This window comes from uncultured Tateyamaria sp. (assembly GCF_947504105.1).
Lineage (GTDB): Bacteria > Pseudomonadota > Alphaproteobacteria > Rhodobacterales > Rhodobacteraceae > Tateyamaria.
In genome coordinates this window covers 83,098-104,215 of sequence record NZ_CANNGP010000003.1, presented here as the reverse complement: position 1 = coordinate 104,215, position 21,118 = coordinate 83,098, and the positions used below count along the sequence as shown (strand labels likewise).

The window sequence follows — 21,118 nt, the reverse complement described above, 5'->3', positions numbered from 1 at the left end:
GCGATCAGGTGATGGCTTCCAGCTTCTCTTTGCTCAAATCGCCCGGCACGACGGTCATAGGAATGGGCAGATTGCCTGCGTTGCGGCTCAGCTGCGTGACAAGCGGGCCAGGGCCCTTCTTGTCCGTCCCGGCCCCCAACACCAATACACCGATCTCTGGGTCATCATGGACCTGCGCCATGATCTCGTCCACGGCCTGTCCCTCGCGGATAACCAGCTCTGGGTCGATACCCTGCTTGTCGCGCATCCACTTGGCGAACACCTCGAAATGTGCGTGGATGCGCTCGCGGGCCTCCTCGCGCATGACATTGCCAACACCGATCCAGTGATTGAACTCGTCGGGCGGGATCACCGACAGAATTGCAACGCCACCGCCCGTGTGATTGGCCCGCATTGCTGCAAAGCGCATCGCGTTCAGGCACTCACGGCTGTCATCCAGCACCACCAGAAATTTGCGCATCCTGTCCTCCGCTCACGTGCCGGCACAATGGCCCAACGTCCGCGCGCGCGCAATCCCGCGTGTGATCACGAGGCGCGGGCGTGGGCAAGCGCCTGTTCCAACCGGTCATTGCCCCAGAACAACGCGCCATCCACGACAAAGCTGGGCGCGCCGAACAACCCGCGCGCCAACGCCTCTTCCGTCGCTGTGCGCAACAGGGCCTTGCCCTCTGGTGCCGTGGCTGCGGCGACGATGGCCTCGGCATCTTGCTCGATCTCGAACAACAATGCGGCAATCACTGTGTCGTCCGCGATATCGCGGTCCTCGGCAAAATTCGCATGATACACAGCTCGTACAAACGGACCGACCCATGGTGCATCTGCATGCGCTGCCACTATTCGTGCGGCCAACAGGCTGCCACGGGGAAACGAGGATGGCTTGCCAAAGGGCAACTCCAGATCGGAACAACAGCGTTCCATGTCGGTCCACATATAGGCGCCCTTCACCGGAAACATGTTGAACGGCGAATCCGTCATGCCTTGCGCGCCAAAAACGGGGCCCAGCAGAAAGGATCGCCAGACCAGCGGCACCCCGGCGTTGGCACAGGCATCTTCGATCCGGGCAGCACTCAGATAGCTGTATGTGCTGGCGAATTCGAACCAGAACTCAAGCGGCTTACCCATGGCTTGCGGCCCAATCCCAATACATCTCGCGCGCGCGGCGGGTGACAGGACCGACCTGGTAGGACGTGTCCTCGAACCCCGACACAGGCGTGACTTTCATCATATTGCCAGACAGGAACACCTCGTCAGCGTCCTCGAAATCCTCGAATGTCAGGACTTTTTCGATGACCTCCATCCCATCGGCACGCATGTTTGACATGTGGCGGGCGCGGGTGATGCCGGACAGGAACGTGCCGTTCGGGATTGGGGTAAAGACCGCGCCATCCTTGACCATGAACACGTTGGCAGTGGCGCTTTCGGCCACGTTGCCCATCGCATCGGCCACCAGCGCGTTCTGAAATCCACGCTTGCGCACTTCGGCCAGCATACGGGCGTTGTTGGGGTACAGGCATCCAGCCTTGGCGTTGACGACATTGTCTTCGATCACGGGGCGGCGAAACCGCGTGCGTCCCAACGTGATCGACGCGGACGGATCAGCCATCGGGATCGCTTCGAGGCAGATGGCAAATCCGGTGGCGTCCGGTTTGGGCACGATGCCTGACGCATCACCGTCCAGCCCCCAATACATGGGCCGGATGTAGACGGCATCGGACGGATCATAGGCTTTCAAACCTTCGTGGATCGCCTCCACGATATCCGCGCTTTCCATGGTTGGGGTCAGCATCAACGCCTCAGCGGACCGGTTTACGCGGGCGCAATGCAGATCCAGGTCGGGCGCACGTCCGTCGAACCAGCGTGCGCCGTCAAAGACCGTGCTGCCCACCCAACTGCCATGATCTGCGGCGCGCATGACGGCAACGTCTTCATCATGCCATGCACCTTCAAAGAATGTGCGGATCTTGGTGCCGGTCACCATGTCTGTCCTCCCCCTGTTGCCGCGCAGGCTAGCAGAGACAGGTCAAGGGTCCAGACCTTTTCACTTCGGCTCCTTGCGCAACTGATACACGCCTTCAGGTAGGTCCAGTGCGGCAGCCAAATCACGCGCTTGTTCCGGGGACAGGGTGATCTTGACCACGCTGTCGCTGCGCGGGTCGTATTGCTCCACCGTGATCACCTCGGCGAACGAGTTGATCACAACATCTTCCTGCAGCGGGGCGGCCCCGTCATCCACCAGCGTGACGACGGTGGCGTCGAATTCATGCTCGATTGTAAACATGGGTTTAAACGTATGCCATGCGCGCAGAGTTGCAAAGGGGCACACGGCTGCGTGAAGAGGGCTGGAAGCTGCCAACGTGCGTGATAGTATCTGCTGCGTTTTGTACGAAAGGACATTGCCTTGATCACGCGTCTCTTGGCCGCCCTGACAACACTGGCTTTCGTGGCCGCCTGCGATGACCTCGTTGTCACGTCGGCGCCGACTGGCGGACCCGCGCCCGTCGCACGCGATGTGCCGGATGAGTTGCGCACGCGCCAGCAATCCACCCGCGCCTTTGCCGAGGTCGTGCGGCGCGTTGAACCCGTGGCCGAACGTGAATGCAAGGCGCGGACGCAGGGGATGAACTGCGATTTCAAGATCGTCGTGGATGATCGCGCCAATGCACCCTCCAATGCCTTTCAGACGTTGGATGACGAAGGTCGTCCGATCCTCGTGTTCACGCTGCGCCTGATTGACGAGGCGCGGAACGCTGACGAACTGGCCTTTGTCATGGGGCATGAAGCGGCGCACCACGTAAGCGGTCACATCGCGCGTCAAAGGGAAAACGCAGCCGCCGGGGCCGTCATCTTCGGCGGGTTGGCGACCCTGACCGGGGGTGATCCGAACGCCATCGAATCTGCACAGCGGATCGGGGCACAGGTGGGCGCACGCACGTACTCCAAGGATTTCGAGCTTGAGGCCGACGCGCTTGGAACCGTCATAACGGCAGCGGCAGGGTATGATCCGGTCAACGGTGCCGAGTTCTTCAATCGTATCCCTGATCCCGGCGACCGGTTCCTTGGGACGCACCCACCCAACGCACAGCGTATTGAAACCGTGCGCCGCACCGCGGCTGGCCTCTAGACCGGCGCGGATGTGCCGCGGTGTCGAAGCCGAACAAAGATGCCGATAATCGACATGGCCACCCAAAAGATCTGAAGCAGGGCCGAGGCCAGGTTGAAACTCGCCACCAGCCCCAGCAAGACACAGCTTGCGGCGACAAGGTTGATCGAGAAATACGCAAGGCAATCGCTGCTCAGGCAGCGGGTGGTCAGAAGACTGTAATTCGTCACATAAAGCGCAAAGCCCAGGATGCCGATCACCTCGTAGACCGGCATCGATGGCAACAGTGAAAAAGTCATGGGAAAATCCCCGGTTTGAAATGGTCTTTAATCAATCAATGGCGTCTGGATAGCACATGCGGGCCCGTCTGTCGGGTCTGGGAAACCCGACCTTGAAGCGTTTGGGCCAGATCCTGACCGACCGTGGGTCGAAATACGCCGTGTCCGGCTGCCCTGCTGCATCGCGGGCCGAGATTGATGCCGCTCTAAAGGGCCTCAAGCGCGACCGAGCCTACGCAAAAGCCACTCACAACACATGGGGTGCCACCTTGTCCGAAGGTGGCCCGATCAAGGGCGACGATGGCGAGGCGGGCGCGGGTATGGTGATCCTGCGGATGCTTGAACGCGAGGGGCTGACCGATCACCTGGTCGTCGTGACCCGCTGGTATGGGGGTAAACATCTGGGCGGTGACCGCTTCCGCCATGTCCAAAGCTGCGTGCGCGCCTATCTCGACCAGCTTTGATCTAGATCAAGGACCTTGTGCACCGCGCCCGTCAGGCTGGAACCATCCAAGGATCTCGTCGAAAGGGACGCCCGATGACTGACGCCCGATTGAAGACCCACGCCGATTTGGTCGACCGTATGGCCGCCGCCCGCGGTGTCGACCTGCAAGAAGCCGCCCTGCGCGCGCATCTGACACCCTCCGACATCTCGGACCTCGTGCTCAACTGTGTGGGCTGCACAAAGCCTGACGCCTGCGCGCAATGGCTGGACATGCAGGCCGGTCGAGTATCTGAAACGCCGGACTTCTGTCGCAACGCCGAAGCATTCGCCGAACTGGCGCGCCGCTCAGACTGACAGGCCCAAGGCCACAGCCCCAAAGAAACAGGCCGAGGCGGCCAGAACGAAGCTGTGCCAGATCGCGTTCTGAAAGCGCAGCGATTTCTGCGCGTAAAACACTGTGCCCAGCGAATACAGCCCCCCGCCTGCCACGATCAACGCGGTCGAGGCGCCGGGCAGGTTCTGCCACATGGGCCAGATCAACAGCACGCTCGCCCAGCCCATCGCGAGGTACAGCGCCAGCGATCCCCGTGCATCCGTGGCCCAGAAGCTCAGCTTGGCCAGGGCCCCCAGCAGGGCCACCAACCAAACGGCGGCCAGCACCACATAGGCAAAGGCCGATCCGATCAGGACAACCAGCGGCGTGTAAGTCCCGGCAATCTTGAGGCAAATGGCCGCGTGATCGATCCGGTGAAACACCGGGCGCGATCGCTCCCACCGCAGCAGATGATAGGAGGCAGACGCCACAAGGGCAAAGACCGCAAGGCCGGTGTAAATGCTGGTTGCTGCAATCTGTGCCGCCCCTTGGGTCTGCATAACATGAACCAACAGCATTGCACTTGCGGTGATCCCGGCTGTCAGACCAAGAACATGAACAGAAGCATCGGCAAGGGTTTCACGAACGGAATGTGGGTATGGCATTGCGGCAACCTGACCTGTGAGATGTTCACGGTCTAGGCACAAACCCTCACGATTCAGTTGACGTTGCTGCCGCCTGGCGTCGCAGATGCCATTGGTAGATCAGCGGCGCCAACACATGGTCATATGCTTTGGACGCAAGCCAATGGAGACCGGGCAGCGACACGATCCGTGCCAGCCAGCGATAACGCGGCATGTCCTGCCACAGCACGATGAAGGCCGGGACGCCCGAATACATCTGACCACCCCGCAACACGTACAGGCGGCGCGCCGCCTCGTCCCGGCTCAGCCCCCAATCCGTCATGTCGACGCAATTCAGATCTTCAAAGCGGATGGGCAGGGCGCGACCGGCGCTATACTTGGCATAGTGATCGATCTCGAAACTGCAGACGGGGCAGTCTGCGTTGTATAGCACCCGGGTATCTTCAGTCATGATGTAAATATAGAGCCGCACAAACGCGGCTCTATAGACAAAGCGCCGCACTTACCGGGGTTTGTTTCCATCGATCCACCGGGACATCATCACCTTGTCCTTGAAACACTCCGCCGGGATCTGGCGGCGTTTCAGACGGGCGATGCGTTCGGCAAACTGCACCTGCTTGGCACTGGGATAAGCCGAAAACCGGCCCTCTGCGGCTTTGGGTTTGGTCTGATCGATCCACGCCGACAAACCCACCCGGTCACGGAAGAGTGCCGCAGGCAAGGGGCGGCCCGTCTTTGCAGCCAGCGTCCGGGCATAGGCAATCTGCTTTTCCGTTGCAGGCTGCGCGTCAAGAGGCAGGGCCGTCTGCACCGGCTCGAACAGGCCGGGAAGGGTAGGATGGATCGACATATCTGTTCTCCTTGCTTTCGCCAGGGTGGAGAACAAATATAGAACAAATTAACCAAAACGCAAGGTTTGTGGGGAAACGCCGCGAATGTGTTGAATATGGATAGGTGCAACCGGACCCTTATTCAGCCCGCTGTCACCAGCTTTCCCCACAGGTCGTAGTCACCCGCCTCGTCCACCTCGACGGTCACGATATCGCCGGGGCTCAAATCCTCGAACCCCTCATCAATGAACAGATTGCCGTCGATCTCGGGCGCATCTGCTTTGGTCCGGCAGGTGGCGGCCTCGTCGTCCACCTCGTCCACGATCACGTCCATGCGCTGACCCACCTTGGCGGCCAGCTTGGCTTCGGAAATGGCCGCGGCCTTCTCCATGAACCGCTCCCAGCGTTCCTGCTTCAGTTCAGGCGCCACGTGATCGGGCAGGGCGTTTGATCGCGCGCCCTCCACGTTTTCGTACTGAAAGCATCCCACGCGATCCAGTTGCGCCTCGTCCATCCAGTCCAGAAGGGTCTGGAATTCCTCTTCCGTTTCACCGGGATAACCCACGATGAATGTCGAACGCAGCGTGATCTCAGGGCAGATCGACCGCCATTCTGCGATCCGGTCCAGTGTCCGCTCGGCGGCGGCAGGGCGTGCCATGCGGCGCAGCGTGTCGGTGTGGGCGTGCTGGAACGGGATATCGAGATAGGGCAGCACCAGCCCCTCCGCCATCAGCGGGATCAACTCACGCACATGGGGGTAGGGATAAACATAGTGCAACCTTACCCATGCACCGAGCGATCCCAGATCGCGGGCAAGGTCAGTGATATGGGCGCGATGTCCTTTATCCTCAGCGTGCTTGATATCGACGCCATAGGCCGACGTGTCCTGAGAGATGACCAGCAGTTCCTTCACCCCGGCCTCGACCAGCTTTTCGGCCTCGCGTACGACGGCATGGGCCGGGCGGGACGCAAGGCGGCCACGCATGTCCGGGATGATGCAGAACTTGCACTTGTGGTTACAGCCCTCTGAAATCTTGAGGTAACTGAAATGGCGCGGGGTCAGGCTGACGCCGCTGGCAGGCAGCAGGTCGACAAAGGGGTCCGGATCGGGCGGCACGGCGGAATGTACGGCATCCAGCACCTGCTCGTATTGATGCGGCCCGGTGACAGCCAGCACCTTGGGATGCGCGCCGGTGATGTATTCGGGTTCGGCCCCCAGGCACCCCGTGACGATCACGCGCCCGTTCTCATCCAGTGCCTCGCCAATGGCATCAAGGCTTTCAGCCTTTGCACTGTCCAGAAAGCCGCAGGTGTTCACGATCACCGCATCCGCGCCGGAATAGTCAGGTGAGATGCCGTAGCCCTCGGCCCGCAGCCGTGTCAGGATACGTTCGCTGTCGACCAGCGCCTTGGGGCAGCCAAGGCTGACCATCCCGATCGTGGGTTGGCCGGGGCGGCGAGTGCTGTCCAATGTAGCCTTGGGGGCAAGGTCGGGGCGCAGGTCAGGCGGGTTTGTGCTCATGGCTTGCCTCATATGTGATGTGGTGGCCGGGGAAAAGGGTTGGGTGCTATGCGTGCGCTGCGTTACGCTGGTCTCAACACGTCATCAGAACGGAGCAGTTGTCATGAAATGGATTTTCCGCCTTATCGGGTTTGTCCTGGTTCTTGTGTTGGTCGCAGGAGTGTCACTGTTTTTTTTGCCCGCTGATCGCATTGGTGCCATTGCCGCTGACCAGATCCGCAAGGCAACGGGTCGCGACGTGACAATCACCGGGGTGTCGATGACCCTGTGGCCAGTGCTTGGCGTGCGCGCCGACGGGCTTGAGGTTGGCAATGCCGACTGGTCAGAACAGGGTCCGATGCTGACAGCCGAAAATGCCGCGATTGGCGTGGACTTGATGGCCTATATTCGCGACCGCGAAATCCGCATTACCAATATCGAGGCAACACGCCCCACCATCCGGCTTGAAAGCCGTGCTGACGGGCGGGCCAGCTGGGTCTTCACCGATGCAAGTGGAGAGGCGCAGATCGAAACCGAGACGGCCCCAACCCGTGCCGCCCAACCCCTGTCGATCCAGAAGTTGGAGATCACGGATGCCACTCTGACCTATGCCGCAGAGGGGTCAGATACGCTGTCTTATTCCGGGGTTGATCTGATGCTTGACTGGCCCGAGCGTCTGGGCCCCGCCACCATCGACGCGACCTTGCGCCCCTCGGGGACACCGGTTGAAGTAGACGCCACCATTGACGGGTTCGCGGGTTTCATCGCGGGACAGGTGCAACCCGTCAAGGCATCCATCGAAGCAGGCGGGGGGCTATTGACGCTGGACGGACGCGCCAGCACGGCGGGCGAGGTTGCGGGCATGCTGGGGCTGAACCTGCCGGACACTGACACCTTCATGGCGGCCTTGGGATTGCCGCGCCCCGGGCTGCCGGCAAAGCTGGGGGAGTCGGTCGAGATGTCGACCGACCTTACCCTTACCGCTGACCGGCGTCTTTCCTTGCGCGATCTTCGGGCCGATCTGAGGGGCAACATGCTGACGGGTGCTGCGGATATCAGCCTGAACGGCACCCCGGCGATCAACGCTCAACTGAATGCCGGGGCGCTGGATCTGAGCAGTGCAACCGGCGGGGACAGCGGGGGCGGAGGTGGCAGTTCCTCGTCCTCGGAGGTTGAGGTAGGCACCGGCTGGCCCACGGATCCGATCGATGCCAGCGGGCTGGCCGCATTCAATGGTGAGATCGCGCTGGCAGCTTCCTCTATCGACCTCGGTCAGTTCAAACTCGGACAGACCCGCACCCTTTTGCGCAACGACAACAGCCGCATGGTGTTCGAACTGCGCGAAGTCGCTGCCTACAACGGCACGCTGGTCGGGCAGTTCGTGGTCAATAACCGTTCGGGGCTGAGCGTTGGCGGCAACCTGACTGCGCGCGGCCTTGGACTGCAACCGTTCCTGTGGGATGCGGCGGACCTTGAGATGTTGACGGGGAAAGCCAATGCAGAGGTGAAATTCCTTGGCGTCGGGCCCAATGTGGATGCGATCATGAAGTCGCTCTCGGGCAACGGATCATTCAACGTGGCAAGCGGTACAATCGAAGGGCTGGACCTCGACGGCCTGCTGAAATTCGGGCGGGGCAACGGGCGCACCACCGTGTTCGAAGAAATGAGTGCCAGCTTCCAAATGCAAGGCGGCAATCTACGGAATGACGACCTGTTGGTGTTGTTGCGCAGTTTCGAGGCGCGGGGTGCGGGACGCGTGGGCCTGGGCCAGCAAGATATCGACTATCTGTTCACGCCGACGGCGCTCAAGGGAGACGACGGCCCGGACCTGGCCATCCCTGTGCGCATCCGTGGTCCTTGGGCCGACCCAAGCATTCTGCCCGATCTGGATTCCGCGATTGACCTGAAGCTGGACAAAAAGCTGGAAGCCGAGAAAGACAAGATCGAAGCCAAGGCCAAGGAGAAGGTGCGCGAGAAAGTGACCAAGGAACTGGGCGTCACGGATGAGGGCCAGGACCTCGAGGATGCAACCAAGAAAAAGCTGGAAAATGAGGTCAAAAAAGGGCTGCGGAGCCTGTTTGACTGATCTGTCCCCGCGGGGACAGCGTGTTCGGTGAAGCTACGCAATCTTAGCGATTTCGTGAGTTCTGAACGGGAACAATGGTTTAGCCCTGCGCGCGGTCCGTTTGGGTGATTTTAACCGGATTTCCGGCAAGCTGCCCGTGAAGGCGGGCGGCGTCGCGGACCAGGCGGAACAGACCCGGTTTGAGCTTTGAGGTGCGGCGTGCTTGAAGTGAGCAATTGGCGCAGAAGTGGACTTTGCAAAGTCTGGCCGGAGGGCCGGTTTGAGCCCACAGCGGAAGTCTTTTATTTTCGCTGCGCGCGCGCAGCACGAAAATAGCTGCAGCTGCTTGGTTCATGACGCTGTGTGGCGGCGAGAAAACCGGGCATTGATGCCAACCGCAGCGCAGATGCGGCGGGCAAGGATCAAATTGCGGTATAAAGTTGCCGTTTGCGAAGTGCCGAGGAGCTACCCGCGCAGCTTGATATCTTCGTTCTTGAGGCGGCGGAGGACGGGGACACCATCAGCATGGTGGACGAACGTCGCGGGCAAATGCTGCGGTCAATCCGGGCCGGGGTGAGTGGCCTTTCAAAAGCCGAGCCAGACGAAACGAACATAGAGCAGTTCTGGTTCGACTATTCGATACGTGATGAGGAAGGTCAGCAACTGGTCTCGGCAACAGCGCGCGCCCTGCGTGGCGCCGCCCGAGCCCTCAAAGCCTCTGTATAGGCATTCGTGAGCAACTAAAGTTAGGCCACCCGTTGTACCGGGTGGCCTAATAGTTTTGCAGCACAGCAGTTACCGCCGTTACATCGCCACCGGACCTAATTTTCCCGCATTCCAGAAGGCGAAGCATTCAGCCGGGCCGAGATTGCCCCGGGGACAAGCGATTTCATAGGTAAGTTCCGCTAAGCCCTTGATCATGAAACCCATTCCTGCGGCGACAATGAACACGGAACCAATCAGGTATTGATTAGGATCTACACTTTGGCCTAGCGGTTGGCTGTCTTGATTTTGCTCCCAATTCAGATGAATACTGCCATCGGTAGTGTATTCACCAGCATCAATTCCGATCATATCACCATCGGGAAAATCCCAGTCCCAGTTCGAGTTTATTGCAGGATTCTGCAGAGTGGCGGACAAGTTGTTTTGACCCAGTTGGCGTTCTGAATGCAAATCGAAGTCAAAACCGGACGAGTGAGTGGTATGGTGAGTATTGGTCATCCCATCAGCGTGATTGACTGATTGCGAAACTGATGAGTGAACTTTGGGTGCAAACCCGTGTTGGCCAAGGTCACCCAGCGGACCAGCCGTGGACGTTCCGGCGCTCAGGATAATGGCGAATGCGGTGACGGATGTAATCAGTGCCTTTTTCATGTCTTGGTCCCTTTCGGTTGAGCGTGTTTGTTACGCTGTGTGTGGAACCAATCTGGCAATCTGCGGCTCGGATTTATTGCGATGGCACGTCAAGGTTTTGCGAAAAGACATCAAGTGAACACCCGCTTGCAGCGCCGCCCGAAACGGGCCCGTCTAAATCAAGCGAACAGTGGTTCGACGACAGCCGCACGCAAAACTGAATTGGTAGAAACCGACAGTTCGAGCAAACTCTTGCCATTCCAGTCTCGCGCGACATCTGCCAGTTTGGGCTTAGAGCCGCCGGATGCGCACGCAGAGACTATGCGCCAAACTGTCTTTGGACTGCAGACATTCTCCCATCTCGTAGATGCGCAGCGCAACGAGATGTTGTCAGCCAAAAAGCAAGATGCAGGGCAAAGCCGCCATTTGGTTTAGGGACGTCAGCAAGCGGTGCGAAATCCTTGATTGATCTTTCGTATCTTGAGCTTGTACCAACACCAAAAGATCTCCTGAATACGGGTGAACGTCTTGACGCCGGAACCACAAGGACGCCTGTTGTTCTTGCTGACAGCCATTTTCGCCGTGGCCCACATGGACCGGCATATTCTGAGCATCTCGCTGGATGCCATCGGCCAAGAGTTTGTTCTGTCAGATACGCAGCTTGGCCTCCTTTCCGGATTGGTTTTTGCGGCTATGTTTCTTCTTGCTGGCTTCCCAATCGCGCGATTGGCTGCCCGCGGAAACAAGCGAAACATCGTTGCAACGTCCGCCGTTGTCTGGAGCCTCTTAACTCTGATGATGTCGGTCGCGCAGAATTTTACGCATCTCGTTCTTGCACGATTGGGTGTTGGGCTAGGTGAAGCAGGTGCTGTGGCACCAGCCCATGCGATGATTTCAGACCGGTTCCCGCGTGAGACCCGCACATCGGCTCTGGCATCTTTTGCGACCGGGGCAAATGTTGGCGTTTTGTTGGCGTTCCTCGTTGGAGGCATCGTCGGGCATATGTTTGGCTGGCGGTGGGCCTTTGTTTTGGCAGGTCTTCCCGGTCTTATCCTGGCTCTGCTTCTGAGATACACGACAACGGACACCAGCAAATCGCAATCGGAGCAGAAAGCTGCCGCAGATCCAGCCGTTTTTCGCAGAACGTGTTATCTGATATGGAATGACCGCGGTCTTTTTCATGCACTCTGCGGTCTTGCATTGATCGGCATTGTAACCTTTGGCGTTTTAACGTGGTTGCCAACTTTCATCATCCGAACCCACGGAATGACCCAGGCGCAAACCGGCATCTACCTGGCCTTGACGACAGGGATCATCGGTGGATTTGGCACATGGTACTCAGGTCAACTGGCAGATAGGTGGGGAACGAGAAATCCACGATGGCGCATAGGCATAATCATTCTTGCCATCCTCCTGTCCAAGCCGCTGATATGGATTTTCTTTCTGACAAGCTCAACATCATTGGCTTTGATCAGTTTTGCCTTCGCAGCAACCGTGAGCGCTATATACTGGGGGCCAACCTTTGCCTATCTGCACAACCGTTTGCCAGAAGACTTGCGTCCCATGGGAACAGCGATATTTCTGTTTGGCTTTAACTGCGTTGGCGTGGGCATTGGTCCAACGGTGATTGGTCTGGCCAGCGAGACCTTGTTTGCCAGCCATGGCCAGAACGGCTTGAGGTTCGCCTTGTCCACTATTCAGATCGTGGGGATTTGGGCGGTTTTTCATTATTGGCGTGCGATGCGCGAGATTGATCACGTCAGCCCTCCAACGCCTTCATTTTCTCGATAGGCACCAACGATCTGCACCCTCAAACAAACATGGCCAGGGTCAGTCCCTCTATCTTTCCTCCACATCAGATAGATAGTCTGCTCGGGAAATTCGAAGGGTGTCGGGTACGGGAAGTCAGGGATTATGCCTTTGCTGGTTATGACAGACCAGTGGGGTCGGGAACACAAACTGTCGGGGATTATGCCAGCAGCCTCTCGGAGCGTTGCCAGATGGACATCTACAATCACGGGCGGTTCTACCAAGGGATAGACTTCACTACATTCCCCGCGCAGGCCGTATCCGCAACAACCCTATGACAAACCACTGAGGGCGCTAGGCTTATTCTGAAACGGTGTTCAGTGTTCCAACAGCACCCGAAAAAACAACAAAGATACGTGCGATGCCATCGCCAGTGTTTTTGCCGTTATGTCGTGAACCAAGTGCTTCAATCAGCGTGTCACCTTCACGATATACCCGAGTGCCGTCAGCGCCGTAGTCTACCGTCAGCTCACCTTCCAAGATGTGGGCTGTAAGCGGGGCTTCATGCTGATGCCAGCCTGTGACTTGACCGGCTTCCATAGTAATAATGGCAGCTGTGATTTGGGCGGGGCCCTCTGGATAGACAATCTGCTGTCCAATGATTGTAGTCTGCGATTGAAGCAAGACATCAACGGGCGGGTAAGATGTTTCAGCGTACCCTGCACTCGCCACGGCAGTGGCTGCTGTCACTGCAAGATGGAAGACAATTGATTGCGTGGTCATTGGCGGAAATTCCTAATTGGATGATCTCGCGCGCAAGGTGCGCCCATATCGGCGTCAGCACGTTCAACCATAGTTTAGAAGCCGGTAGGTTGCTTTTATCAAGCCAGAAAACCGTGTAGCGCAGCATAATAGCTGACATTCTCCAACAGCCGTACCTGCAACCCACTTGAAGGAATGAACGCTCAGCACGGGTGAGAACAGTCACAAACAAAGGGGATCCCCTCAAAGGCTGGGTAAGAAATGCCTGACGCGAAGTGCTGAAAACCGTCCTGAAGCTGCATCTCCATGAGTCAAAGGCTCGTGACGTTCCACACCAACTGTCGGGCGACACATGGCTTTTCCATTCGTTCGTGGCGAAGTCATTAATAATGAAACAGAAGAAATGCGGCACGCGTACCAACCTTGCCTTTTGCGACTCAAAGGTTTGCCTTCCTTGTAAGCTGACCTTCAAATAAATCGCGGCCAAATCTGACGGCGAGCCCATTTTGCGCGATGCTGCACTTTGCCCAATGTCGGCGGTTTGCGCGGTTGTTGACTTTCACGAATTCACTTTCACAAACGTCTGTCTCGAAGCCAATGGTTTCTTAGCTGAGGCCGCCCCGTTTCGGGTAGCGCCGCGAGCGGGCGTTCACTTGATGTCTTTTCGCAAAACCTTGACGTGCCATCGCAATAAATCCGAGCCGCAGACTGCCAGATTGGTTCCACACACAGCGTAACAAACACGCTCAACCGAAAGGGACCAAGACATGAAAAAGGCACTGATTACATCCGTCACCGCATTCGCCATTGTTCTGAATGCTGGAGCATCCATGGCCGGACCGCTGGGTGGCAATGGCCACCGCGGGTTCGCACCAGATGTTCGCGCGTCAGTATCGGAAGCACGCAGCCACGCCAGCGGGATGGCCCATACCCTGCAAATCACAAAAGGGTCTACCGATATAGCCGTCGGTGAGCAGCCAATGGCGCTGTCGGCAGCGCCTGTCCAAGGATACGCTTTTGATTACACCGACACTCCGGGGACTTTCGATGTGATCGCCGGTCAGCAGCCAACGACACTGTCGTCAGCGGCTACCCCAGCAATCCCCCTGGATGACACTGAATCTCTACTGAGTTGGTTGGGTTTGGTTTGGTTCAATCTTGCCTTGGTGAACTATCCGTATCCAGCCAACTTTTATGACAATCTTCCGGGGGAGCCGGAGAAAAAAATGATTATCAAAAAAACAATCGCCAATCATCACTACAATAAAACCCATTGACACTCAGACCGCGGTCAGATGGGCCCAGCGCCTCATTCAGCATCACCCCCATCTGCCCGTTAAACTGATGACTTTTCTCAAAACCCTGACGTGCCATCGCAATAAATCCGAGCCGAAGACTGCCAAATTGAATGCACACACAGCGTAACAAACACGCTCAACTGAAAAGGAACCAAGACATGAAAAAGACACTGATCACATCCATCACCGCTTTCGCCATTGTTCTGAGTGCTGGAATGTCCATGGCCGGTCCACTGGGTGACCACGGCTTCGGCGGGAAAGCACATGATGTTCGCTCTTCCGTTTCGCAAGCAGTCAAGCAAGCTGACAGGACGGCGAATACCCACCAAACCACCACCGTGACCGGCTCGAGCCCGAGCACGCAATTGCCCAATGTCATAGCCATCCCAGTTCAAGATGATGGCAGCTATACTTGGGTTATTGGCAAGACGCCGAGTGATGGCCCCTCAAGCTGCGTGTATGTGCGGGGAGGGATGACATTCTGTTGATCCAGGTGCGTCGGCCCAGACAAAACATGATGCGCCGCCATCTAACGCCGGGCCCCGGATACAAACTCCGGGGTCCGGCAGCACCTTTCTCTGGACGCAAGTAACACAACACATTCGCCCCTCGCTCTGAGTGCGTCGAGGTCAACGCCGGTCCGGGCCAGATGATCAGCGCGGTTGTCGCGACGCCAATATTGGCCTGACATGGACCGCGCCGCTGCAAATGCATGAGGGGCGGGCGCTCAATTGACGTCTTTTCGCAAAACCATGAGGTGCCATCGCAATCAATTTGAACGGCCGATTGCCAGACTGAGTGCACACACCGCGTAACAAACGCGCTCAACTGGAAGGCACTCAAAGATGAAAAAGGCACTCACTCCATCCGCTACAATACTCGCTCTTGTCGTAAGTGCCGGAATGTCCATGGCCGGACCGTTGCAGGGTCACAGTGACTATGGATTTGCACATGATGTTCACTCATCTATTGCGCCAGACCGCAGCAATGAAAATTTCGGTGATCGCCATGTAACGACGAACAGCGATGACCAGCAATATGATACAGATTTCTACTTGGGAGAGGTCGCGGGCGGGGATATGTTCGGCAGGGTTGAGTTCGGCACCACCCACTCGTCATCGGACGTCAGCACCCGCCTGGCCAGCGCTGGTATCTCAGCGGACAGCTACGATGCAACCATAGGCGCGCTTTGGGTCGCAGATAGTATGCTGTATATTGATGGGCAGTTTCGCTATGGAGCATTCGATAGCCGCATAGGTCTGAATGGTCAAAATATCTTGGATATCGACGGCAGTGGATATCAGATATCTGTTGAAGTTGGTAAGCCCTTCGCCCTTTGGAACGACTTGACGCTCACCCCGCAAGTGGAGGTCACCTACAGCGACATCGACTTGGACAATGTTCCGGGTGGTCAGATCGGAACCTTGGTGGACAGCGATACACTGATGGCTCGACTTGGACTGCGCGCTGAACGTACCTTCGCGAACAATTCGATGCTGTATGGTCAAATTGATATCTATCATGCCTTCGACAACGAAGCCTCGATGGTATTTGGGCAGAACACAGCGGCCCTGAGCATAGGTGGCAATCTCTCCCTGTCAGATCACTCACAGCTCTATGCTGAGATCACCAGTGAAACCGGATTGGGGAGCAGCTCGAACGACCACAGCGTTAGCTGGAACATCGGTTTCGCGGTCCAGTTTTAAGGCCCGTCGCTGCGGCGAAACGAAGGACAGGCGCCAACTTGGTGACTTTTCGCAAAACCTTGACCTGCCAGCACAATAAATCCGAGCCGCAAGCTGCCAAATTGAATGCACAGACAGCGTAACAAACACGCTCAACCCCAAAAGGAGAAGACAAATGCAAAAGACAATGCTCACAGCCGCCACAGTATTCGCACTGGTCACGAGCGCCGGAGCGTCCATGGCCGGACCTTTGAACGGCCACAGCTTCGGTGGGAAAGCCCATGACGTGCGCGCCTCCGCATCGCAAGCACTCAACAACGCGGACCGTGGGGCCAATACTCACCAAACCGACCCTGGCTTCGATCCGGGTCAAGACAACTTGTCCTCGACCCAGCCCTTGGGCTCCGACAACTTTAAATTCAATTTCGAAAACCACTCTGGCGGCCAGAATGGTACACCTGTGATCTTCTGGTCCCCAAAATGATTGTCTTGTGGTGTTTCGCGGCACTTGGTTGTCCCGCCACCAGCATTGTTTTGATCCAGACAGGAGGGCGCTGAGAAATCGCGACGTACCACCACCTAATGCCGGGCCCCGGATGCTAACTCCGAGGTCCGGTTTCGTCTGTCGGTCGCGCCCCTTGCAGGTCGTCGGGGCAGGCCAGGTCCTCCTGACACAAAATACCCCTCGCAAACTACCTGGCGCATAGACGCCAAATTGAAGCTTCTTCGCAAAACCCTGACCTGCCAGCACAATAAATCCGAGCCGCAAGCTGCCAAATTGAATGCACACACAGCGTGACACACACGCTCAACCCCAAAAGGAGAAGACAAATGCAAAAGACACTGATCACCGCCGCCACCGTTTTCGCACTGGTCATGAGCGCCGGAGCGTCCATGGCCGGACCTTTGAATGGCCACAGCTTCGGTGGAAAAGCTCATGACGTGCGCGCCTCCGCATCACAAGTGCTCAACAACGCGGACCAGATGGCCCGTACCGGTTCGCACAATGCTGACATGGTTGGGCTGGCGGAGACCAGTCAGGGCATCCTGCAGATCTATTCGGTTGATTCGATTGCCGATGCGGTTGCCATTGCTCAGATGATCGCCCCGAATGCAAAGGCTACCTACCACGCTGACCATGGCTTCGGTCAGGATCAAGACAACCTATCCTCGACCCAGCCCCTGGGCGAAGAAGAAAGCAAAATTATTCCTGTGGAATAGTAGACATCAAAATGATCATCCTGTGGTGTTTCGCGGCACTTGTTTGTCCCGCCACCAGCATTGTTTTGATCCAGACAGAACGGCGCTGAGAAATCGCGACGTACCACCACTCAATGCCGGGCCCCGGATACGAGGTCCGGCAGCACCGTGTTCGACGATTTGTAAACCCTGAGATCAGCTACGCAGTCCGAACACTCCCCGGAGATTGGCCCGTCCAGCTCTTGTAGGCATTGGTAAACGCAGCTTGATCAGAGTAACCAAGGGCAAAAGCAATCTCGGAAAGGCTGAGTTTGGGGTCATCAAGATATTGTTCCGCCAGCCTTTTTCGAATGTCCATTAGCAGCTGTTTGTAGGTTGTGCCTTCTTTGGAAAGTTTGCGTCCAAGTGTACTGATGCTCATGCCAAGCGTCTTTGCAATTTCATCTTGCGTGGGTGCACTGAAAGACAGTCGTGACGTTACTTCGCCCTGCACCAAAGAACTTGTCTCACCGACAACTGGTGTCAGATCCTTCATCAGAGTTTGCACATGTGTTTCAAGGTGCAAAAGCAATGCGGCATCCGCGTCCCTGATCGGAATATCCACAACCGCCTTGTCAAACAGGATGCCTGGAACGCGCTGACTCTGTTTGACGTTGACCGACAAAGCATCCGAGATTTGTGTTTGCTTTTCTTCGGTCAGCTTATGCGGAAAACGCATCTCGACGACTGGCAGGGGGGTCTCAGCCGCAATCTGAAGACTGGTCAAAAAGGCGGTAATGCGAAACTCGTTATGCGCCCCATCAGCACGTATCAACTTGGCGATGGTGTCTATTTCCAAGAACATGCCATGCTCTTCTTCATAGAATGACAGTTTTGCGAAGCCCCGCGCCAAACGCGCGTAGGTCACAGCCTTCTCAATGGCCTCACCAACGGTCGGAGAGTTCAAAACGACGTAACTGAGAAGCGTTGTCCCTCTGGGGTTGAATGTTTGTCCTGCCGAGACCGCAAAAAAGGGATCTTTGGTTTCTTCAATAGCCAGTTCCAGGAGGCGGAGCTCACTCCGAACATCGACTTGGTTCGGAGGGGTTTCGTGACAATCAACAGGTAGATTTGCCGATCTCAGAAGCGCGGCGACATCTGAACCACGGTTTTTCAGAAGCTTGGCGATGTGGTGGACGCCAAAACCTGGAACATTCCAAACATGGCTATCAGAATTCGCTTCGTTCGTTTTCATGCTGACATGCTGCCTGAGACTGAAGAGCCCCGTCAAACTGAGGCGGTTTGTGTATTGGGCGATATTAGACAGGGTGCAAAAGCCATGCCAAGCAATCGTTTGCTCGCCACCGGAACGGCAGGCAGTTGCAGTTCTGAGCGCTTGCCCTCAGCCCAGCTCTCACGTGGTGACATGCACGTTCTCAGTGGGAGTGCGCGGCAGTGCTATTGTCCACGAAGCAAATTGCTGAAAACAAACGCTGCCATCTTCGGCGGGTTTCACATGGTTGACATTCGTGCACCCGCAGCGAAGGCGCACTTAGTCCGCGTCTGAGTTGTCCGATGAAGCTGCGGCGAAATTGCGTTTTCGGTTTAGGCCACCTTGACGACCGCGAACATCCGGTTCGGTGACATGTGCTGCGTGGCAGCGGCAGGCTCGCCGCAACCGCGAAGGGATGCTGCGTCGGCGAAGTGCTAAAATCCAAGGTCGGTTTTGTCCCGCACAGCCGTCATCCCAGCAGCTGTGACCAACGTCCGCTTAGGGCTGGTATCCGTCAATTCGGAAGTAACAGTGTCTATACAAACCACGCGCCACACGGTAGAGGGGCGTCTTAAACCTCGGATGATGCGCTGATTGCAAGTTTGCACAGCCGTACAGCCTGCCCCATACAAAGAACTTCCACCTTGAAAAAAACCATCGCAGATGCGCTTGCCCGCAAGGGCTATGATATTTTGACCCCCGTTCAGCAAGCGGTCACCCAACCAGAACTGGAGGGCCGGGACCTTTTGGTATCGGCGCAAACCGGATCGGGAAAAACGATAGGTTTCGGGTTGGCGATAGCCCCCACTTTGTTGGGGGATGATGACGTGTTTGGTGCGGCTGCCGCGCCGTTGGCTTTGGTCATCGCGCCGACGCGGGAACTGGCATTGCAGGTAAAACGTGAACTCGGGTGGCTTTATGCTGATGCGGGCGCATTTCTGGCATCCTGCGTTGGGGGCATGGACATGCGCGATGAACGTCGTGCCTTGGCACGTGGTTCCCACGTCGTCGTAGCCACGCCGGGGCGGTTGCGCGACCACATTATGCGCGGGTCCATCGAGTTGACCCAGGTCCGTGCGGTCGTGCTGGATGAAGCCGATGAAATGCTGGACCTCGGCTTTCGCGAGGATTTGGAATTCATCCTTGATGAAACGCCTGCAGACCGCCAGACATTGCTGTTTTCCGCAACTGTTCCCGGCGCGATTGCCAAACTGGCCAAAAGCTATCAGCGCGATGCGGAACGTGTGTCGACCGTAAGTGAACAGACCCAGCACGCCGACATAGACTACCGCGCTATGGCGGTGGCCGCACGTGATGGCGAAAACGCCATCATCAATGTGCTGCGCTATTACGAGGCACCCAATGCCATCGTGTTTTGCAACACCCGTGCGATGGTATCACGCCTGACTGCACGACTGTCGAACCGCGGATTTTCGGTTGTGGCCCTATCCGGTGAGCTGACCCAGGGCGAACGATCCAACGCACTACAAGCGATGCGGGACGGGCGCGCGCGGGTTTGTGTGGCAACCGATGTCGCCGCCCGAGGCATTGACCTGCCCAACCTTGATCTGGTCGTTCACGCCGAACTGCCGAACAGCCACGAGACCCTCTTGCATCGGTCCGGCCGCACGGGCCGCGCAGGACGCAAAGGTGTAAGTGCTTTGATTGTCGTGCCGTCGTCCCGAAAGAAGGCGGAACGGATTTTGAAGTTTGCCAAGCTGACTGCTGAATGGGGCGCTGCGCCTTCGGCCGAGGCCGTGCAGGAGAGCGATCAGGCGCGTATGCTGGCCGCGGACGACTGGCAAACAGACATCACCGAAACGGAACGCCCGATGGTCGACCAATTGGTCGAAAAATTCTCTCCTCAACAGATCGCGGCCGCTTACTTGCGCCAGTATCAAACGCGCCATTCCGCCCCGGAAGAGCTGGGTGTGGTTCAGGCGGAAAAGAGCAAGCCAAGGGGGGCATTCGGTCCCAGCGTCTGGTTTTCGCTGTCAGAGGGGCGGAACCAAAGCGCGTCTCCACGTCATCTGCTTCCGATGGTGTGTAAGGCGGGTAACATCACGAAGGACGATATTGGCGCGATCCGCATTGCTGACGATTTGTCTTACGTCGAAATTCGCGAGGCTGTTGTCGACAGTTTTCTGGCAGCCATTGGTTCTGACATGAGGATCGAGAGGACAAAGGAAATCGTGCGTCTGGACGCGGCGCCGGATATCCCGGCCTTCAAGCGACCGAAATCCGATCGCGCGCCTACGGGCAAACCACGTCATCGCAAAGCGGACACGCCGCCGACTGACTGGAACGACGCGCCAACGCCTCGACGTCGCAAGCCCAAGCCCGAGGATCGCAAGCCCAGGGAGCAGAAACCCAAGGCGAAAGAGACGGATAAGGCTGCGCATGCGCCTTTGAAAAAACGAAGCTCATCGGCGGCAAGCCCTCAGGGTAAATCATCGACTGCGTCCAAAGCAGCCAAGGACACGTATTCCAAACCTCGGAGCAGCAGCGCCAAAGGTCCCCCGCCCCCAAAGGGCAAGCCCAGCAGCAAGAAAAACCGTGCGCGGTCTGCGGCAAAAACGGTTCGTGGGGGAAGCGCGGTGCCAAAACGACGGTGATGTTGCGCTGTGCGATGTCTGAAGTGGC

25 protein-coding genes are annotated in these 21,118 nt (G+C 57.5%); 12 read left to right on the top strand and 13 right to left on the bottom strand.

Going from position 1 to position 21,118, the window contains the following annotated elements:
- Positions 1-4: 4 nt before the first annotated feature.
- The 4 genes from Q1A75_RS03195 to Q1A75_RS03180 form a co-directional block, all read right to left on the bottom strand.
- Entirely contained in the window at positions 5-460 is a 456-nt protein-coding gene (locus tag Q1A75_RS03195) for a universal stress protein (protein ID WP_299201441.1), read from the bottom strand.
- Between the two features lie 65 nt (positions 461-525).
- On the bottom strand, positions 526-1,122 hold the full coding sequence (locus Q1A75_RS03190) for a 2-hydroxychromene-2-carboxylate isomerase (RefSeq protein WP_299546916.1): 597 nt from the start codon (positions 1,120-1,122) through the stop codon (positions 526-528).
- Positions 1,115-1,978, bottom strand: a complete 864-nt coding sequence (locus Q1A75_RS03185; protein WP_299546913.1) for a branched-chain amino acid aminotransferase — start codon at positions 1,976-1,978, stop codon at positions 1,115-1,117. The genes Q1A75_RS03190 and Q1A75_RS03185 overlap by 8 nt, the downstream gene beginning before the upstream one ends.
- A gap of 60 nt (positions 1,979-2,038) precedes the next feature.
- The gene (locus Q1A75_RS03180) at positions 2,039-2,278 is read right to left on the bottom strand and encodes a hypothetical protein (protein WP_299546910.1); all 240 of its coding nucleotides are present in this window, start codon (positions 2,276-2,278) and stop codon (positions 2,039-2,041) included.
- Between the two features lie 123 nt (positions 2,279-2,401).
- On the opposite strand from Q1A75_RS03180, the gene Q1A75_RS03175 reads away from it, so the two are divergent.
- Entirely contained in the window at positions 2,402-3,121 is a 720-nt protein-coding gene (locus Q1A75_RS03175; RefSeq protein WP_299546955.1) for a M48 family metallopeptidase, read from the top strand.
- Here Q1A75_RS03175 and Q1A75_RS03170 read toward each other — a convergent pair.
- The gene (locus Q1A75_RS03170; protein WP_299546907.1) at positions 3,118-3,399 is read right to left on the bottom strand and encodes a hypothetical protein; all 282 of its coding nucleotides are present in this window, start codon (positions 3,397-3,399) and stop codon (positions 3,118-3,120) included. The two genes, Q1A75_RS03175 and Q1A75_RS03170, sit on opposite strands and share 4 nt — an antisense overlap.
- Before the next feature lie 56 nt (positions 3,400-3,455).
- Between Q1A75_RS03170 and Q1A75_RS03165 the strand changes: the two genes are divergently transcribed.
- Both Q1A75_RS03165 and Q1A75_RS03160 read left to right on the top strand, forming a co-directional pair.
- Positions 3,456-3,842, top strand: a complete 387-nt coding sequence (locus Q1A75_RS03165) for a YigZ family protein (protein WP_299546904.1) — start codon at positions 3,456-3,458, stop codon at positions 3,840-3,842.
- A gap of 74 nt (positions 3,843-3,916) precedes the next feature.
- Entirely contained in the window at positions 3,917-4,177 is a 261-nt protein-coding gene (locus Q1A75_RS03160) for a DUF6455 family protein (protein WP_299546901.1), read from the top strand.
- On the opposite strand, the gene Q1A75_RS03155 is transcribed toward Q1A75_RS03160, so the two are convergent.
- The 4 genes from Q1A75_RS03155 to rimO form a co-directional block, all read right to left on the bottom strand.
- Positions 4,169-4,801, bottom strand: coding sequence for a hemolysin III family protein (locus Q1A75_RS03155; RefSeq protein ID WP_299546898.1), 633 nt, complete (start codon positions 4,799-4,801; stop codon positions 4,169-4,171). The two genes, Q1A75_RS03160 and Q1A75_RS03155, sit on opposite strands and share 9 nt — an antisense overlap.
- 46 nt (positions 4,802-4,847) lie before the next feature.
- Positions 4,848-5,231: a thiol-disulfide oxidoreductase DCC family protein gene (locus Q1A75_RS03150; protein ID WP_299546895.1), complete on the bottom strand. Its 384-nt coding sequence runs from the start codon at positions 5,229-5,231 to the stop codon at positions 4,848-4,850.
- A 51-nt stretch (positions 5,232-5,282) separates the two neighbouring features.
- On the bottom strand, positions 5,283-5,630 hold the full coding sequence (locus tag Q1A75_RS03145; protein WP_299546892.1) for a hypothetical protein: 348 nt from the start codon (positions 5,628-5,630) through the stop codon (positions 5,283-5,285).
- A 122-nt stretch (positions 5,631-5,752) separates the two neighbouring features.
- The gene (rimO, locus tag Q1A75_RS03140; protein WP_299546889.1) at positions 5,753-7,132 is read right to left on the bottom strand and encodes a 30S ribosomal protein S12 methylthiotransferase RimO; all 1,380 of its coding nucleotides are present in this window, start codon (positions 7,130-7,132) and stop codon (positions 5,753-5,755) included.
- 103 nt (positions 7,133-7,235) lie between these two features.
- On the opposite strand from rimO, the gene Q1A75_RS03135 reads away from it, so the two are divergent.
- Complete coding sequence (locus Q1A75_RS03135; protein WP_299546886.1) at positions 7,236-9,197, top strand: AsmA family protein; 1,962 nt, start codon at positions 7,236-7,238, stop codon at positions 9,195-9,197.
- A 79-nt stretch (positions 9,198-9,276) separates the two neighbouring features.
- Here the strand turns inward: Q1A75_RS03135 and Q1A75_RS03130 are convergent, their stop codons facing one another.
- A complete protein-coding gene (locus Q1A75_RS03130; protein ID WP_299546883.1) occupies positions 9,277-9,531 on the bottom strand; it encodes a hypothetical protein in 255 nt (84 codons plus the stop codon).
- 92 nt (positions 9,532-9,623) lie between these two features.
- On the opposite strand from Q1A75_RS03130, the gene Q1A75_RS03125 reads away from it, so the two are divergent.
- Positions 9,624-9,902, top strand: a complete 279-nt coding sequence (locus Q1A75_RS03125) for a hypothetical protein (protein WP_299546880.1) — start codon at positions 9,624-9,626, stop codon at positions 9,900-9,902.
- Between the two features lie 78 nt (positions 9,903-9,980).
- Here Q1A75_RS03125 and Q1A75_RS03120 read toward each other — a convergent pair whose 3' ends face one another.
- The gene (locus Q1A75_RS03120; protein ID WP_299546876.1) at positions 9,981-10,550 is read right to left on the bottom strand and encodes a hypothetical protein; all 570 of its coding nucleotides are present in this window, start codon (positions 10,548-10,550) and stop codon (positions 9,981-9,983) included.
- 534 nt (positions 10,551-11,084) lie between these two features.
- Here Q1A75_RS03120 and Q1A75_RS03115 point away from each other — a divergent pair.
- Positions 11,085-12,320 carry an MFS transporter gene (locus Q1A75_RS03115; protein ID WP_299591832.1) on the top strand — a complete coding sequence of 412 codons (1,236 nt, stop codon included), beginning with the start codon at positions 11,085-11,087 and terminating at the stop codon, positions 12,318-12,320.
- Positions 12,321-12,638: 318 nt separating this feature from the next.
- Here the strand turns inward: Q1A75_RS03115 and Q1A75_RS03110 are convergent, their stop codons facing one another.
- Positions 12,639-13,061, bottom strand: coding sequence for a cupin domain-containing protein (locus tag Q1A75_RS03110; RefSeq protein ID WP_299546873.1), 423 nt, complete (start codon positions 13,059-13,061; stop codon positions 12,639-12,641).
- Positions 13,062-13,807: 746 nt separating this feature from the next.
- Between Q1A75_RS03110 and Q1A75_RS03105 the strand changes: the two genes are divergently transcribed.
- The 5 genes from Q1A75_RS03105 (at position 13,808) to Q1A75_RS03085 (ending at position 17,244) form a co-directional block, all read left to right on the top strand.
- Positions 13,808-14,317 carry a hypothetical protein gene (locus tag Q1A75_RS03105; RefSeq protein WP_299546870.1) on the top strand — a complete coding sequence of 170 codons (510 nt, stop codon included), beginning with the start codon at positions 13,808-13,810 and terminating at the stop codon, positions 14,315-14,317.
- A gap of 179 nt (positions 14,318-14,496) precedes the next feature.
- Positions 14,497-14,826, top strand: a complete 330-nt coding sequence (locus tag Q1A75_RS03100) for a hypothetical protein (protein WP_299546867.1) — start codon at positions 14,497-14,499, stop codon at positions 14,824-14,826.
- Between the two features lie 357 nt (positions 14,827-15,183).
- Positions 15,184-16,044, top strand: a complete 861-nt coding sequence (locus tag Q1A75_RS03095) for an autotransporter outer membrane beta-barrel domain-containing protein (RefSeq protein ID WP_299546864.1) — start codon at positions 15,184-15,186, stop codon at positions 16,042-16,044.
- 154 nt (positions 16,045-16,198) lie between these two features.
- Positions 16,199-16,507: a hypothetical protein gene (locus Q1A75_RS03090; RefSeq protein ID WP_299546861.1), complete on the top strand. Its 309-nt coding sequence runs from the start codon at positions 16,199-16,201 to the stop codon at positions 16,505-16,507.
- A gap of 347 nt (positions 16,508-16,854) precedes the next feature.
- Positions 16,855-17,244, top strand: a complete 390-nt coding sequence (locus Q1A75_RS03085; RefSeq protein WP_299546858.1) for a hypothetical protein — start codon at positions 16,855-16,857, stop codon at positions 17,242-17,244.
- 178 nt (positions 17,245-17,422) lie between these two features.
- Here the strand turns inward: Q1A75_RS03085 and Q1A75_RS03080 are convergent, their stop codons facing one another.
- The gene (locus Q1A75_RS03080) at positions 17,423-18,457 is read right to left on the bottom strand and encodes an AraC family transcriptional regulator (protein WP_299546856.1); all 1,035 of its coding nucleotides are present in this window, start codon (positions 18,455-18,457) and stop codon (positions 17,423-17,425) included.
- Positions 18,458-19,119: 662 nt separating this feature from the next.
- Here Q1A75_RS03080 and Q1A75_RS03075 point away from each other — a divergent pair.
- Positions 19,120-21,090, top strand: coding sequence for a DEAD/DEAH box helicase (locus Q1A75_RS03075; RefSeq protein WP_299546853.1), 1,971 nt, complete (start codon positions 19,120-19,122; stop codon positions 21,088-21,090).
- The last annotated feature ends 28 nt before the right edge of the window (positions 21,091-21,118 follow it).

Bases quoted from the DNA above. Each gene is read 5' to 3' on its own strand.
- Q1A75_RS03195 (WP_299201441.1), bottom strand. From the start codon at position 460: ATGCGCAAATTTCTGGTGGTGCTGGATGACAGCCGTGAGTGCCTGAAC.
- Q1A75_RS03190 (WP_299546916.1), bottom strand. From the start codon at position 1,122: ATGGGTAAGCCGCTTGAGTTCTGGTTCGAATTCGCCAGCACATACAGC.
- Q1A75_RS03185 (WP_299546913.1), bottom strand. From the start codon at position 1,978: ATGGTGACCGGCACCAAGATCCGCACATTCTTTGAAGGTGCATGGCAT.
- Q1A75_RS03180 (WP_299546910.1), bottom strand. From the start codon at position 2,278: ATGTTTACAATCGAGCATGAATTCGACGCCACCGTCGTCACGCTGGTG.
- Q1A75_RS03170 (WP_299546907.1), bottom strand. From the start codon at position 3,399: ATGACTTTTTCACTGTTGCCATCGATGCCGGTCTACGAGGTGATCGGC.
- Q1A75_RS03165 (WP_299546904.1), top strand. From the start codon at position 3,456: ATGCGGGCCCGTCTGTCGGGTCTGGGAAACCCGACCTTGAAGCGTTTG.
- Q1A75_RS03160 (WP_299546901.1), top strand. From the start codon at position 3,917: ATGACTGACGCCCGATTGAAGACCCACGCCGATTTGGTCGACCGTATG.
- Q1A75_RS03155 (WP_299546898.1), bottom strand. From the start codon at position 4,801: ATGCCATACCCACATTCCGTTCGTGAAACCCTTGCCGATGCTTCTGTT.
- Q1A75_RS03150 (WP_299546895.1), bottom strand. From the start codon at position 5,231: ATGACTGAAGATACCCGGGTGCTATACAACGCAGACTGCCCCGTCTGC.
- Q1A75_RS03145 (WP_299546892.1), bottom strand. From the start codon at position 5,630: ATGTCGATCCATCCTACCCTTCCCGGCCTGTTCGAGCCGGTGCAGACG.
- rimO (WP_299546889.1), bottom strand. From the start codon at position 7,132: ATGAGCACAAACCCGCCTGACCTGCGCCCCGACCTTGCCCCCAAGGCT.
- Q1A75_RS03135 (WP_299546886.1), top strand. From the start codon at position 7,236: ATGAAATGGATTTTCCGCCTTATCGGGTTTGTCCTGGTTCTTGTGTTG.
- Q1A75_RS03130 (WP_299546883.1), bottom strand. From the start codon at position 9,531: ATGAACCAAGCAGCTGCAGCTATTTTCGTGCTGCGCGCGCGCAGCGAA.
- Q1A75_RS03120 (WP_299546876.1), bottom strand. From the start codon at position 10,550: ATGAAAAAGGCACTGATTACATCCGTCACCGCATTCGCCATTATCCTG.
- Q1A75_RS03110 (WP_299546873.1), bottom strand. From the start codon at position 13,061: ATGACCACGCAATCAATTGTCTTCCATCTTGCAGTGACAGCAGCCACT.
- Q1A75_RS03105 (WP_299546870.1), top strand. From the start codon at position 13,808: ATGAAAAAGGCACTGATTACATCCGTCACCGCATTCGCCATTGTTCTG.
- Q1A75_RS03100 (WP_299546867.1), top strand. From the start codon at position 14,497: ATGAAAAAGACACTGATCACATCCATCACCGCTTTCGCCATTGTTCTG.
- Q1A75_RS03095 (WP_299546864.1), top strand. From the start codon at position 15,184: ATGAAAAAGGCACTCACTCCATCCGCTACAATACTCGCTCTTGTCGTA.
- Q1A75_RS03090 (WP_299546861.1), top strand. From the start codon at position 16,199: ATGCAAAAGACAATGCTCACAGCCGCCACAGTATTCGCACTGGTCACG.
- Q1A75_RS03085 (WP_299546858.1), top strand. From the start codon at position 16,855: ATGCAAAAGACACTGATCACCGCCGCCACCGTTTTCGCACTGGTCATG.
- Q1A75_RS03080 (WP_299546856.1), bottom strand. From the start codon at position 18,457: ATGAAAACGAACGAAGCGAATTCTGATAGCCATGTTTGGAATGTTCCA.